Genomic DNA, 15709 nt, shown 5'->3' on the forward strand with positions numbered 1-15709 from the left:
CGATGAAAGACATCAGCGAATGCCGTGAACGCCTGCGCGGTATCTTTAACATTACCGTGACGCCCTTCAGCGCCAGCGGCGACATTGACTTCGGCGCCCTGCGCGAAAATATCGAACGCGTCATCGGCCTTGGCTACGACGGCCTGTTAATTGGCGGCACTTATGGCGAATTTCCGGTGATGTCAGTGCCAGAACGCCGTGCACTGTTTCACGCCGTAATGGACTGCGTGCAGGATCGCGTGGCGGTGATGCTGTGCAGCGCCAGCGCAGACCCGCGTGATGCCCGCGAGCTGACGCAGCTGGCCGGGGATCTGGGCGGTTTGCCGATGGTCACCGCGCCTTTTGTCAGCGAAATTACCGACGCGCAAATTCTTGCCTATTTTGCTGAGATGGCACCGCTGTCGAAAACCGGCATTCTGGTTTACAACGCGCCGGGCATTGGTATCACCCTGTCACCAGCGCTGCTGGAGCAACTGGCGGCGATACCGGGCGTGGTGGGGATCAAACAGGGCGATCTGAATCCAACCGCCATCGATCAGATTGCCAACCGGCTGCGCGGCAAACTGCGTCTATTTTGTGCCTCCGATCTGGCCTTTGCCGGCCCGATGATGGCCGGATTCGATGGCATCAGTACCACCAACAGCGGCGCGCTGCCAGAGCTCATCCTTGCCTGCTATCGTGCGCTGGAACAGGGCGATGCCGCCACCGCGCGCGATCTGCACCAGCTGTGGTTTGACTATCGCACGCTGGCACGCCAGCACGGCCAGCCGCAGCTGGTGAAAGCGGCAATGGCGCTGCGCGGTTTCAATGGCGGCACGGTGCGCGCACCGCTGCAGCCGATCTCGCCAGACGCGCTGGCCGCGCTGACCAGCGTGATGCAACGGCTGGCCAGCGACGGACGCAGCGGGGTTACGCTGGCGTCACCAGCGCCTGCAGAAAGGTTGTAAACAGCGGGTGCGGTGCATCCGGGCGCGACTGTAGCTCCGGATGCCCCTGTACCCCCTGCCAGAAACGGTGATCGGCCAGCGCAATGCCTTCGATGATGTCACCAGTCTGGGCGGTGACCTGCACGCCGCTTGCCAGCAGCGGCGGCAGCAGTTGCGGATTAAAGCGATAGCGATGGTTGTAATGCATAAGGTTAAACGGCTCTGCGGCCGGGTATGGCAGCAGGCCACAGCGATGGCGACCATCGGCAAAAGGAATAAAGCTGTGCACCGCGGCCTGCGGTGCCACTTCTGCCAGCATGGCCTGACTGAGCTCTGGGTGACGTTGTAACGCAGCCGTGCACATGCTCTGCATGCCGAGGCACAGGCCCAGTGTGGGAATGTTGCGCTGCCGGCTGGCGTGCGCCACGGCGATTTGACCGCGCACCGCTGCCATCGAGGCACCTCCCGGTAGCAGAATGCCGTGCACCTCGTTGAGTTCGGACAGCTCATCTGACAGTGCGGCGGGAGCGAAAAAGTGAATATCCACATCGAGCGCCAGCGCCCGGGCTGCGGCGTAAAGCGCATCGAGAGTGGCCGGATAGCTGTCACGCTGATCGTGCTCGCGCGCGATCAGACCAATACGCAGCGCGCGGCGGCCGGGGGTCGGTGCAGTCAGGGTATGTTGTAGCAGGGTGGTGCTGCCATCCTGCAGCCGCATTGTCGTCTCACAGGAAAGCGCCTTGAGGCGCTGGCCTGGCAGATGAGCAATGCGCGCTACATCCGCCTGTGCCACGACGATTACGGCTTCGTTCTCAGGCAGCAGGGCTACATCGCTGACTTCATGCTGCAGTGTATCGCTCCGATACAGTCCGCTGGTGACGCAGTAACCTGCCGCCGCGACATGCTGATGGCTATCGGGGAAATCGCCGGTGAAATCCGGGCGCAGGCTCCATAACGGTAACGCCAGCTGATTGGCATACAGGCTGGCAAGCAGCCCAAAGCGCGCCGGAACGCGGGCATCATCAACAATGAAAATAGGTAACACGGCACTCTTCCTGCTGGGATGGGGTGATTAATTGTATTAGTTGATTCAGGATATACAAAAGAGGATTTATGAATAGTCAGCTACTGGCCCGTCGCATGCAGCGCGTCCGTCCATCTCCTACCGCCGCAATTTCCGATCGGGTGCGTGCGCTGGAAGCCGCCGGCAAGGCGATAATCAACCTCGGCGAGGGAGAACTCGATTTTGCCACGCCGGACAGCATCAGCTATGCCGGTATTGCCGCCATTGTGCAGCAGCAAACCAAATACACCGCCGTTTCCGGTACGCGCGAACTCAAAACAGCGATTGCCGCCAAGTTTGCCCGTGATAACCAACTTCATTTTAGCGCTGAGCAGATCATTGCCGGCAGCGGCGCCAAGCAGCTGATTTTCAACGCACTGCTGGCTACGCTGGATGCTGGCCAGCAGGTGATCATTCCTGCCCCTTACTGGGTTTCCTACCCGGATATGGTGACGCTCGCAGAAGGCGAACCGGTGATCGTGGCCTGTGACGAACAGCACGACTGGAAGCTGCAGCCGCAACAACTGGCTGCCGCGCTGACGCCGGCAACGCGTTGGGTGATTCTGAACTCACCGGGTAATCCGACCGGTGCGGTTTACAGTGCGCAGGAGTTACAGGCGCTGGCTGAGGTGCTGACCGATCATCCCCAGGTGTTAATCATGGCGGATGATATTTACGAACCGTTACGCTACGACGCCACGCCATTCAGCACTTTTGCCGCGGCGGCCCCGCAGCTGGCTGAACGCACGCTGACAGTCAACGGTGTCTCAAAAAGCCATGCCATGACCGGCTGGCGGCTCGGTTATGCTGCCGGTCCGGCATGGCTGATTAACGCGATGCAGATTCTGCAGTCGCAGAGTACCTCTAATCCCAGCAGCATCTCGCAGGCAGCAGCGGTTGTCGCGTTGCAGCAACCGGCCGAATTTCTGGCAGGCTGGCTCGCTACGCTTGATCGGCGACGTCAGCAGGTGCTGACAATGATCGCCACCAGCAACGGCCTCAGTGCCCGGGCGCCGCAGGGAGCATTCTATATTTTTGCCAACTGCCAAAAGTTACTGGGATGCGTGACGCCGCAGGGGGAACCACTGGAGGACGATAGCGCGCTGGCCAGCTGGCTGTTGCAGGATGCACAGGTTGCGGTGTTGCATGGATCGGCGTTTGGCATGCCGGGTTATTTACGCATTGCCTACGCGGTTGACGATGCGTTGCTGGAGCAGGCGTGCGCGCGGCTGAAATCTGCGGTGGCAAAACTGCGCTGATGTCCGCCATGAGAGATTGATACACGATCGGATGCTGGCATGCATCCTCCCGGTCGCCAGCAATGGCGATCGGGTGAGGCAGGTGCGTGGTGTCAGCAACAGTAAAAGTCCGCATGGCGCAACACTGCGGCGTCAGCGCAGATTGCCGTGGCGCTTATCAATATGGCACCGTTTCCTTACCGGGCAGGCCTCATCTCATTCAGCCCGCTTAATCTGGCGTGATGCCGCCATCGCGCGATATTAATGATTTAATGGCCGTTGCTGATTGTCTGTTGCTTATTTGCGTTAGGTAAAGTTGTTTTTATCACTTAATTAAAACTGCGTCATGTTTATTGTTTTTTCTTATTAAGCGGAACTGTCTGATTGTTTAGGTGATATTCTGCGCACAGACGCTTACAAAACCTTTACAATTAATTTTACTTAAGTCTTTGATGATGTCAAAAATAAGGATATTGCTGGCGCTGTCTATTATTATATCGTCAGGCCAGATTATCGCTGCCCCTTTGACACCCGGCGACCGCGATTATCTGCAAAACCAACAACAGCAGCGACTGGAGCAGGATCAGCAGCAGCGCGATGCACTGTGGCATGCTGTGGCACCGCTGAATGCGCCGGACGCCTCCCCGGCGGGCCCCGGCCCCTGTTTTCCGATCCAGCATATCCGTCTGCAGCACGTCACGCTGATATCCGATCGTCAGCAACAGGCGCTGACGGCACCTTATATCAATCGCTGTCTGAATTTAAGTGAAATTAATGCGCTGGTACATGCGGTTTCTGACTGGTATATGCAACGTGGTTACATTACCAGCCGGGCGTTTTTAGCCGAACAGGATCTGTCGCATGGGCAGTTAATTATTCCCGTGCTGGAAGGGAAACTATTCGCTATTCGCCTCGACGGGGCGCAGCCGGCAATGTTAAAGATGGCTTTTCCTCATACTGAAGGAAAAATACTTAACCTGCGCGATATTGAGCAGGGTATGGAGCAAATTAATCGCCTGCGCCGCACCCCGGTACAGATTGAAATTCAGCCTGCGCCGCAGCCCGGTTATTCAGTGGTGAACCTGACGACAGCGGCAGAATTTCCGCTCAGCGCCGCGCTGGGATTTGATAATAGCGGACAAAAAAGCACCGGTGTCGGTCAGTTAACCGCATCGCTGACCGGCAACAACCTGTTAGGGCTGGCGGATCGCTGGTTTATCAGCGGCGGTCGCAGCAGCGCATTCAGCGAGTGGCGTGACGCGCAGAATGTGCAGGCGGGTGTCAGCGTGCCGTATGGCTACGGCCTGCTCGACTACAGCTATAGCTGGAGCAGTTATCACAGTCATTTTGATAACAATGGTTTCACCTGGCTGAGTAACGGCGACAATATTGCGCATCGCCTGAATGGTTCATGGGTGCTGTTTCGCAACGGTGAAATCAAAACCAGTTTGCAGCTCGGCCTGAATCACTACACCAGTCACAACTATCTCAACAATACCCTGTTGCAGAGTAGCAGTCGCAAAATCACCAGTACCCAGATCGGATTCAACCATACGCAAAAGGTGTTCGGTGGCGTGGCAACGCTCAACCCAACCTTTAGCCGCGGTATGCCGTGGTTTGATGCGGAAAGTGATGCCGACAAAAGCGGGGACTTACCGCGGGCGCAGTTTCGCAAGTGGAGCCTGAGCGGCAGCTTTCAGCGACCGGTTTCGGACAAGTTATGGTGGCTCAGCAGCGTATATGGCCAGTGGTCACCGGATCGGTTATACGGCAGCGAACGCCTGACGCTAGGCGGCGAAAGCTCAGTCAGGGGTTTCAAAGAACAATACCTGTCAGGCGACGCGGGTGGCTATTTGCGAAATGAACTGGATTACACCCTGTTCACCTTGCCGTTGGTCGGTGACGTCAGCGCCCTGGCGGCGGTGGACGGCGGCTGGCTGAAGAGCGATGCGCAGAACCGCGAGTCTGTGGGCACGATATGGGGCAGCGCCGTGGGGATCAGCACCCGCAGCCGTTTCTTTTATACCCAATACACGGTCGGTTTTCCGCTCAGTTATCCCGGCTATCTGCAACCGGATCACGTTAGCATTTATGCCCGGGTCGGGCTGGTTTTTTAAGAGGCAATGATTATGGATGATCGTCAACCGGTTCCCCCGTTTCGTCGCGCGCTGAGCTACTTCATTTGTTATCTGGTGGCGGTACAGCCACTGCTGCCGGTTGTGGCCGCGGAAATTACCCCGGTTACGCCGGGCACGCGCATGGATGCCGCGGGTAACGGCGTGCCGATGGTCAATATCGCCACGCCGAATCAGGCTGGTGTTTCCCATAACCAGTACCAGCAGTACAACGTCGGTCAGCAGGGGCTGATTCTCAATAATGCCAGCGGGCAACTTACCCAGACCCAACTGGGCGGACTGATCCAGAATAACCCTAACCTGCAAGCCGGGCACGAAGCCCGGGCGATCATCAATGAAGTAGTGGGAGCTAATCGTTCGCAGTTGCAGGGCTATACCGAAGTCGCGGGTAAAGCCGCAAATGTGATCGTGGCCAACCCTTACGGCATAACCTGTAACGGCTGTGGCTTTATTAATACGCCCAACGTGACGCTCACTACCGGAAAACCGCAGCTGGATGCCAGCGGCAATCTTGCCGCGCTGGAAGTCACCAAAGGCGACGTGACGGTTGAGGGCAAAGGGCTGGACGGCAGCCGCGCTGATGCGGTATCGCTCATTGCGCGCGCCACCAAAATTAATGCGGATATTCATGCCAGCGATCTCGCTATCACGGCGGGTGCCAACCACGTTGCGCAGGACGGCTCGGTTACGCCAATCGCCGGAGAAGGGCCAGTGCCGTCAGTGGCGGTCGATACCGGTGCGCTTGGCGGCATGTACGCTAACCGGATTCATCTGGTGTCGAGCGACAAAGGCGTCGGGGTCAACATCGGTAATCTACTGGCCAACCAGGGCGATATCACGTTAAACGCGAATGGCACCCTGACACTGGGGAATGCCAGCACCAGCGGCAAGCTGCTCGCGAATGCCCGCGATATGCAGCTGCAGGGGACGCAACAGGCGACCGGTGACGTAACGCTGAACAGCCAGGGCAATGTGGAGCTGCGTAACAATAAACTGACCAGCGGCGGCAATCTGCGCCTGGCGGCAAGCGACGTCACGGCAGATCAAAACAGCACCGTTGCAGCTAACGGTGACATCAGTGTGACGGCGCAGACGCTGATGAATAACGGCCTGATTCAGGCGCAGAAAAACCAGACTATTACGACAAATACCTTACACAACCAGGGACGCTTACAGTCGGCAGGCGGGCAAACGCTTAACGCCACATCGCTGGACAATCAGGGATTGATCGGGTCTTCGCGTGCGCTGCATATCAGTGCCACGCAGCAGGCGCTGAATGGCGCAGCGGGGACGTTACTCGCCGGTGAAGAGCTGGATTTAGCGGGTGGCGATTTCACCCTGAACGGTTCTGTAAGCGGTAAAAACGGCCTGACGTTAAGCAGCACCTCGTTGCAAACCGCAGCAGACGCCCGGCTTAGCAGCCAGCGCAACATCAATCTCAGCGCCCGTCAGCAAATACTGCAAGGCGAGATTGCCAGCGGGGGTAGCCTGATGTTGAACGGCGATACCCTCACGCTTGGCAGCACAGGCAGACTGCACGGTGACGGTGACGTCTCACTGACGGCCAGCCAGCAGGCTACGATCGGTGGTCAGCTGGACGGAGATAATGTTCAGCTGAGCGGCGGTGCCTTGCACCTGAGCAAAACCGGAATGCTCACGGCTCAGCAGGACCTTAGCCTGACCAGCGCACAGCAGCAGCTGGATGGACAAAGCCGTGCGGGTGGCAATGTCACTTTACGTGCAGACCGCCTCAACGCTCTCAGTGAGGGCAAGCTATCCGCCGGTAATGACATTGCATTACAGGTTAATGATCAAAGCCAGTGGGCTGGCACGCTGATTGCCGGACGCGAGCTGGCTTTCAGTGCAACGGACTTCGTCAATAGCGGTACGCTGGCGGCGAATGGTAATACGCACTTTAGTTTTGATCATCTGACCAACGCGGGTCTGCTGCAATCGCTCGGCCAGCAAACGCTTTCTGGCCGCGTATTAACAAATAACGGTACGGCACAATCTGGCGCCGGGCAGCGGCTGGATGTCGGCCAGCTGGATAACAACGGTCTGCTGGGCGCGCAGGGCGATTTAACGCTGAATGCGGATCAGTTTACCGCTGGCGATGGCAGTAACACCCTGACAGACGGCGCTCTGCGGGTGCACTCCAGCCAGGCTGACCTCGGTGGAACGCTGAGCGCGAAGCACAACCTCGATTTCCAGACTGAAAAACTGACGACCCGCGCAGGTTCGTTACAGACCAGTGCGCAAAATATTCAGCTCAATGGGCAAAATATTGAGCTGAACGGCACGCTTTCCGCCGACCAGGCGCTGACACTGAATTCGCAACAGTTAAGCAGTGGTGACAACGCGCGCACGCAGGGCAAAAGCGCCATCGCGCTCAACGTTGCCGATCAGGCCGATCTGGCTGGCCAGTGGTTTACACCCGGCCAGCTGACTTTGCAGGCGGATACGCTCAACAACCAGGCGCAGACCGGCGCGCAGGATCTGACCATTTCCGCAGACATTATCAATAACGCGGGCGCGCTGAGCGCGAATAATCGCCTGGATCTGACCGCTGGAACATTACAGCAGCAGGGCTCTCTTAACGCGCTGGGCGCGATGGCGATCCGCAGCGATGCGTGGCGCAACCAGGGGCAAACCTCTGCGCGAATGCTGGATATCAGCGTGAAAAACACGCTCGATAATGCGCTTGCGGGCTCACTGCTGGCCTCAGATGCGTTGACGCTGAACACTTCCGCGCTGAGCAATGCAGGTAACCTCAGTGGACAAACCCTCGAACTTGATACCGAACAACTGACTAACAGTGGGCTGATGCAGGGCAATCAATCGGTCACGCTGCGCAGTGATGCGCTCAATAACCTGCAATCCGGGCAAATTCTGTCAGGCGGTGCGCTGAAAGTGGACGCTGACAGCACACAAAATGCCGGACGTTTGCAGGGCAGCTCGCTGCAACTGCGCGGCAATACGCTGAATAACAGCGGTATCGCCCTCGGCAGCAAAGGGCTTGATGTTGCGTTGCAGCAAACGCTGGACAACGCAGGTAGCCTGCTGTCGGATAGCGCCGCTACGCTGCAAAGCCGCGAGTTTAATAACAGTGGCAAGCTGTTGAGTGGTGAACAACTTTCGCTGACAGGCTCGCAGTTGCGTAACCAGGGTCAGATGCAGGGCGATACGCTGGCGATTCAGGCGAACAGTGTAAGCAACAGCGGCAATCTGATCGGTTTAAAATCCCTGGTGTTGCAATTACAGCAGGATCTGACCGATGCCCAGTCGGGCCGGTTACTGACTCAGGGCGCGTTGAACGTGAATGCGCAACGTATCAACCAGCAGGGCAGCTGGCAGGCGAACAGCATTGATGCCCGTGCCAGCCAGATTGATGTCAATGGCAGCATCCAGTCCGCAGCGCGCACCAGTCTTACGGCAACCGGCAATCTGCACACGCTGGCGCAGGGTAATATCGTTTCCAGTGGTCTGGCGGCCATTCAGGCGGCGAGCCTGAATAATGAAGGCAAATGGTCGGCAAAAAATCTGCAGCTGCAGGGCAATTCGCTGCTTAATCAGGGAAGTGCTACAGCAACAGACGAGCTGACGGCTAACCTCAGCGGACAGTTGCAGCAGCTAAAAGGCGCTGCTTTGCTGAGCGCGGGAACCAGCACCCTGAAAGCGGGCTCGATTGATAGTGCCGGTGATATCGAAGCTAAAAATCTGGTGATAAACAGCGGCAACCTGACTAACCGTGGTCAGCTGTATGCCCAGCAGAACCTGAATGGCGACGTTGAACAGGCGATTGCGAATCAGGGCGGGGTTCTGCGCAGCCAGGGTGTTCTGCAACTCAACGCGCAATCTTTACTAAACCAGGGACAGATTCAGGGCGATGGCATTACGACGATAACGCTAAGCGACAGCCTGAATAACACAGGAAGATTGCTTACCGGTGGTCCATTGACACTGTCGGCACCGACGGTACTGAATAGCGGCCTGGTGCAGGCGCAGGGGCTGGCTTACAGTGGTAACAACCTGGTGAACAGCGGGACTTTTACCGGTCTGGGTGATAGCCAGGTGAATGCCAGCCAGATGACCAATCAGGGACAGCTGCAGGGCGATAATTTACAGGTGCGCGGCGGTGTGTTGCACAACAGCGGTAGCGTATTCGCCAGCCGTGCGCTGGCCCTGACCTTACAGAATGCTGATAACCAGGCAACCGGCAAACTCTATAGCGCAGGCGATCTGACCCTCAATACGCCGGTGCTGAATGCGGCTGGCAGCCTGCTGGCGCTGGGCAACATGACCCTGCAACTGGGATCGGGGTTCACGCAGAGCGGCACGCTGGCAGCGGGTAAAGCGCTGAATCTCAGTACGCAAGGCGATCTCACCGTTCTGGGGACGCTGCAAGGCAACAGCCTGCAACTCAGCAGCAATAATTTCATCAATAATGGTCAGCTACGCAGCGGCAGCGGCGCGTTGAACGTCGATGCCAGCAACATGACGCTCAATGATAGCGGAAGCGTCCAGGCCGGCGGAGATATGCGTCTCACCAGTCGCGGCCAGTTAGTGAATTATGGCTTCGTCGGGACAGCAGGGAATTTGCTGATGACAGCAGGAAGCCGGATAGAAAACCGTGCGCTGCTGTATGCCGGAAATAATATGCAACTGCTGGCCAGCAGCATTCAAAATAATCGTGGCGATATCCTGGCGAATAATAGCCTGTGGCTGCAGCGCGATGCGGCGGGTAACGCCAGCGATGAAGTGATCAATACCTCAGGCAATATTGAAACCTCGCTCGGAGATATCACCATCCGTACCGGGCATCTGCTGAATCAGCGTGAGGGGATGAATACCTCTGTAACTTCAGCGTCCGCTACGAATGCCCCCGCCGGATTGGGACAAGCCACCATGAAAGTGAAGCTTGGTCAGCTTGATGACGATGAGATCGGCGTTTATCACGGCATGCATGGTTATCAGACGGGGGGAAGTAATGGTAAAGGAAACGGCCACACCGAATACCGGCCTTACACCACGCTGGCACCGAAACTTAGTACGGCGGTTCGCAAGTTTCTCGTAAGTTCTACCACCGTCACGGCCAGCGCGACTGACGGTGCAGGGCGAATCGCTGCCAACCGGAATCTGGTAGTGACAGCCGATGCCCTCGACAATCAAGCCAGTAATTTACTCGCCGGTCAGGATATCGTGCTCACCGGCAACAATCTGAATAATCAGTCCTGGGAAAACAGTATTCAAAGCCAGTATCTGGTCTACAAATATGGCAATCCTAATACGGGACGGATTGATACTAACCTTTACGGCGAAGAAGATACTGCACCTTCGATCATTGCTGATTTACGTAACGGGAATTCACATGGTGTGAAATACGAGAGTGGCCTGGGCTCCGAGGTGGTTTATACCCTGCAGGGCGCACCCGTTTATGAAACCAGCCAGACGGAAGAAGGTCTGCGTGCCGTGATTCAGGCTGGCGGCAACGTCAGCGCCCGTTTTACGAATAACCTGAGCAATACGGATACCGTGGCTAACGCTGGCAGCATGGTGCATGCCATTAGCAAACCGGGTATCGCTGGAACTGCGCCACTGCAATCCGTGGGTGGTGTGCAGAACCAGCAGCTTGCCGCCGGGCAAACTATCGCCGTCGGGTCTCCGCAGTGGAAGGATGCGCTGACAGGCGCACTACAACAGATAGGTAATCAGGGCGCGGCGTTAACTGATTATCCACTGCCTGCCGGTAACAACGGCCTGTTTGTCGCCAGTAAAGATCCTGCCAGTCCCTACCTGATTACCACTAACCCACAGCTGGCAGAGGTCGGTAAAACCGACGGCAGCCTGTTTGATGGCCTCAATGCGTTTCTCAGGAACCCGACTTCCGGGGCAGTTCAACAATCGGCTCAGGCGGTAACGCAACCGGCGCTGAGCAGCAGCCCTCGAGTCGAAACGGCGGCAATCTATACCGACAAAGATAAATTCCTCGGTTCTGCCTATCTGCTGAATCGTCTTCAACTTACACCCGATAAGGATTATAAATTCCTCGGTGATGCCGCGTTCGATACCCGCTACGTAAGTAACGCCATATTGAGCCAGACCGGGCATCGCTATGTGGCTGGTACCGGCTCCGATCTGCAGCAGATGCAATACCTGATGGACAGCGCGGCCCGGCAACAGGCGGGCCTGGGCCTGCAACTGGGGGTTAGCCTTTCGCCGGAACAGGTGGCGGCCCTGACCACGAGTATTGTGTGGTGGGAAAAAACCACGGTTAATGGTCAAACCGTGCTGGCTCCGAAACTCTATCTGGCGCCAGGCGACAGTGAGATCGCGGCAGGTAGCGTGATTGCTGGTCAGGCGGTGAAACTGGATGCCGGGCAGATCAATAACGACGGTAGTACTATCAAAGCCGAGACGCTGCTGTCAGCCAACAGCAATAGCTCACTGAATAACCTGCACGCTGGTTTACTGGCTTCGGGCGGCGATCTGCAACTGAATGCGATTGGCGATATTAATAATATCGGTGCATCGATTTCGGCCGAAACCGTTTCGCTCGCATCGGCGGCGGGAAACATCAATAACGTTACGCAGGCTCAGCAGTGGAGCAGCCTGGTGCTTAAAGGCATCAAAAATGCGCCCGAGTTAAGCTTCAGTGATACCCAGTTAGGGGATGTGGCCAGTATCTCAGCCAGCAAAAATGCCAGCCTCAGCGCGGGTGGCAACATCAATAACACGGGTGCGACGCTCGCTGCTGGCGGTGATTTACAGCTGGGTGCGCGGGGCGATATCAATATCGCCGCCAATGCGCTGCATACCGATCGCCTTAATAAAAATAGCAGCGCGGTGGTGACCTCCAGCCAGGACGGTAGCGTAAGCGCGGGTGGCGATCTCACCGCGCGTGCCGGTCACGACCTGAATCTAAGCGGCAGCACACTGGTGTCAAAAGGCGATACGACGCTGGCCGCCGCAAATGATATCAATCTGAATGCGCTGGATAACAGTAGCCATCAGACGCAGGGCAATAGCAAAAACGACAGCATTAACGCTACGCGCAGTACCATCCAGAGCAGCGGAAATTTAGCGTTGAGCGCCGGTCGCGATATTAACTCGCAGGCAGCGCAGCTGATGGCCGATCTAAACGCTTCCCTGAGCGCAGGGCGCAATCTGAACCTGAATGCCCAGCAGAGTCGCGTATACAGCGAGAGCCGGGGCGGCAAAAAAGTGACGATCAACGAGCAGGTTCGTCAAACCGGCAGCGAAATCAGCAGTGGCGGTAATATCGCGCTGGCAGCAGGGAATGACATCAACAGCGCAGCCAGTGAGATTACGGCAAAACAGGATATCGCCGCGCAAGCCGGGCATGATATTAACCTCACTACGGCCACCGAAAGCGATTATAACTATCGCGAAGAGACGAAAACCAAAAAAGGTCTGCTCAGCAAGAAGACCACCCACACCATTCAGGAAGACAGCGCTACGCATGAAAAAGGCACGTTGCTCAGTGGCAACAATATCTCCGTGAGCGCGGGTCACGATCTGCTGGTAAAAGGATCGCAGGTCGCGGGTGATGATAACGTGGCGCTCAGCGCCGGTAACAATGTCGGGATCTCGGCCGCCACCAACACGGAGTCGAGCTGGCGCTTCTCCGAGACGAAAAAAAGCGGCCTGATGGGAACCGGTGGGCTGGGTATCAGCATCGGCAGCAGTAAGTCGCTGCACGATCTGAAGGAAAAAGGCACGACGCAAAGCCAGAGTGTCAGTACCGTTGGCAGCACCGGCGGGAACGTTTCAATCACCGCAGGCCAGCAGTTGCAGGTGCAGGGGGCGGATTTGATTGCTGGCGGCAACATGGCCCTGAAAGGTGACAGCGTAGCAATCACGCCTGGCCACGATGTACGTTCGCGCGACGAACGTTTTGAGCAGCGTACCAGTGGACTGACGCTGGCGCTTTCAGGCGCAGTAGCCGAGGCGGTGAACAGTGCTGTTTCTGCCGCACAGTCCGCCAAAAAAGAGAGCGATGGCCGTCTGGCCGCATTACAGGCAACCAAAGCGGTGCTTTCCGGTGTTCAGGCGAACCAGGCAAGCCAGCTTGCGCAGGCCAATGGCGATCCTAACAATGGTGTTGGCATCAGTATTTCGCTGACCACTCAAAAATCAAAATCTCAGCAGCATCAGGAGTCCGACGCCGTCAGCGGTTCTACGCTGAATGCCGGGAAAAACCTCAGTATTGATGCCACCGGTAAAGGCAATAGTGCCAACAGCGGTGATTTGCTGATTGCCGGTAGTCAGCTCAAGGCTGGTGGTGATACGTCACTGCACGCAGCGAACGATATCAACCTGACGGGCGCAGCAAGCACGCAACAAACCAGCGGTAAAAACAGCAGCAGCGGTGGCGGTATCGGGCTAAGTTTCGGCGTGGGCAGTGGCAGCGCAGGACTGAGTATTTTCGCCAGCGTTAACGGGGCGAAAGGCCATGAAAAGGGGAATGGCACCGCCTGGAGCGAAACCACCCTCGACAGCGGCGGTGCTGTCGACATCCGTAGCGGTCGTGACACCACTTTGACTGGCGCTCTGGTTAACGGTAACAGCGTGACTGCTGACATTGGTCGCAACCTGTCTATTACCAGCCTGCAGGATAGCGATAACTATGATTCGAAGCAGATCAGTTTTGGTGCCGGCGGCAGTTTCACTTTTGGCTCGATGACCGGTTCCGGTTATATCAACGCCAGCCAGGATAAAATGCACAGCAATTACGACAGTGTGCTGGAGCAAAGCGGCATTTATGCCGGTCAGGGCGGGTTTGATATTACCGTTGGCAGTCACACCCAGCTCAATGGTGCGGTGATAGCCAGCCAGGCTGACGCGGATAAAAACCATCTTGATACCGGTACGCTGGGCTTCACGGACCTGCATAATCAGGCAGATTATAAAACCCAGCACCAGGGGATTGGCCTCAGTTCGGCGGGCAACTTCAGCGGCCAGTTCAAAGGGAACATGGCCGCCAGTATGCTGGCGGGCGCAGGCAGCAGTGGCCACGCAGAGGGAACCACGCAGTCAGCCGTTGCCCAGGGAACGATAGTGGTGCGCGACCAGGCAAATCAGCAGCAGGATGTTGCTGCACTTAGCCGCGACACCGAGCACGCTAATGACAGCATCAGCCCGATTTTCGACAAAGAGAAGGAGCAGAAACGCCTGCAGACGGCTCAGCTGATCGGTGAAATAGGCAGCCAGGTTGCTGATATCGCCCGGACGCAGGGGCAGATTGAGGCGACGGAAGCAGGTAAGAAGGAACTGGCAAAAAACAACATAAACCAGCCGGATGCCGACGCTCCTGCGGCTAAAAAGAAAGCGTATCAGGAAGCGCTGGAAAACAGCAGTGATTATAAGAAGGCCATGGCACTCTGGGGCACCGGCAGCGATATCCAGAAGGGGATTCAGGCGGCGACTGCGGCGATTCAGGGTTTGGCGGGTGGCAATCTGGCGCAGGCAGCCAGCGGCGCGGCGGCACCGTATCTGGCCGAGCAGATACACAAATATACCGCCGACAATCAGGCCGCAAAAGCGATGGCTCATGCAGTGGTAGGTGCGGTAACATCGTGGGCGGCAGGCAACAGCGCGGCAGCAGGCGCGACCGGTGCGGTCAGCGGAGAGCTGATGGGTCAGTTGATCATGCATTCGATGTATCCGGGTAAACAGGTCAGTGACCTGCAGGAGTCGGATAAGCAGATCATCAGTGCACTGAGTACACTGGCTGCAGGTCTGGCAGGCGGCGTGACCGGCGGCAGTAGCGCCAGTGCGCTGGCCGGCGCTCAGGCAGGGAAGAATGCGGTTGAGAATAATGCGCTGAGTTTGGGTACGGGTATGACCAGTTCAGGCTCTGCTGCGCAGTCATGGAATCAGTATTCACAGGAACATAACCTTACACCAGAGCAGAAACAGGCAGGATTGGATAAACTGACGCAGGGTGATTTGTCTGACGGCGCGAATATAACCAAGGTTATCGTGAATGGATATAAGGACGGCGTGTTGATAGCAGGAGCAGCTTATTTAGGTCCGGCTGCATCGGTAGGTAAAGTAGTCGGTGGTGCAGTCATCGCGGCAATGGCTAATGGTACGTATCAGTGGTTTGATATCAACAGTGAGAAGAATCAAAGCCTGCCTGAAAATCAGCAAACAACTTGGGACTACTGGGGCAGTGCTTCTGCGGCTGTAACCGGCGCACTGGCTCCGGGACGTGGACTATTGCAGAACGTAGGAATTGCTACGACTGGTGCGGCATTGAGTAATGGAGCTGATATTGGGGCGATTGGTATCGCCGCAGGTAGCGCTGGATTGGGATGGGGATTT

5 protein-coding genes are annotated in these 15709 nt (G+C 56.9%); 4 read left to right on the forward strand and 1 reads right to left on the reverse strand.

The genetic code is table 11. From position 1 onward, the window contains the following. Window positions 1–2: 2 nt before the first annotated feature. A complete protein-coding gene (locus QMM04_RS05305) occupies window positions 3–947 on the forward strand; it encodes a dihydrodipicolinate synthase family protein (RefSeq protein WP_211726821.1) in 945 nt (314 codons plus the stop codon). On the opposite strand, the gene QMM04_RS05310 is transcribed toward QMM04_RS05305, so the two are convergent. After that, entirely contained in the window at window positions 910–1971 is a 1062-nt protein-coding gene (locus QMM04_RS05310; RefSeq protein WP_282995781.1) for a gamma-glutamyl-gamma-aminobutyrate hydrolase family protein, read from the reverse strand. The genes QMM04_RS05305 and QMM04_RS05310 overlap by 38 nt on opposite strands. Before the next feature lie 68 nt (window positions 1972–2039). Here QMM04_RS05310 and QMM04_RS05315 point away from each other — a divergent pair, with 68 nt between their 5' ends. The 3 genes from QMM04_RS05315 to QMM04_RS05325 all read left to right on the forward strand — a co-directional run. Continuing rightward, a complete protein-coding gene (locus QMM04_RS05315; RefSeq protein WP_282995782.1) occupies window positions 2040–3248 on the forward strand; it encodes a pyridoxal phosphate-dependent aminotransferase in 1209 nt (402 codons plus the stop codon). Between the two features lie 431 nt (window positions 3249–3679). Then, window positions 3680–5344 carry a ShlB/FhaC/HecB family hemolysin secretion/activation protein gene (locus tag QMM04_RS05320; RefSeq protein ID WP_282995783.1) on the forward strand — a complete coding sequence of 555 codons (1665 nt, stop codon included), beginning with the start codon at window positions 3680–3682 and terminating at the stop codon, window positions 5342–5344. 12 nt (window positions 5345–5356) lie between these two features. After that, window positions 5357–15709, forward strand: a 10353-nt coding sequence (locus tag QMM04_RS05325; RefSeq protein ID WP_282995784.1) for a hemagglutinin repeat-containing protein, incomplete at its 3' end; no start/stop codon positions are given.

Origin of the sequence: Pantoea sp. Pa-EAmG (genome assembly GCF_030024295.1) — a bacterium.
In the GTDB taxonomy this organism is placed as follows: domain Bacteria; phylum Pseudomonadota; class Gammaproteobacteria; order Enterobacterales; family Enterobacteriaceae; genus Pantoea; species Pantoea dispersa.

Coding starts and splice junctions, on each gene's coding strand:
- QMM04_RS05305 (WP_211726821.1), top strand. CDS start 3: ATGAAAGACATCAGCGAATGCCGTGAACGCCTGCGCGGTATCTTTAAC.
- QMM04_RS05320 (WP_282995783.1), top strand. CDS start 3,680: ATGATGTCAAAAATAAGGATATTGCTGGCGCTGTCTATTATTATATCG.
- QMM04_RS05315 (WP_282995782.1), top strand. CDS start 2,040: ATGAATAGTCAGCTACTGGCCCGTCGCATGCAGCGCGTCCGTCCATCT.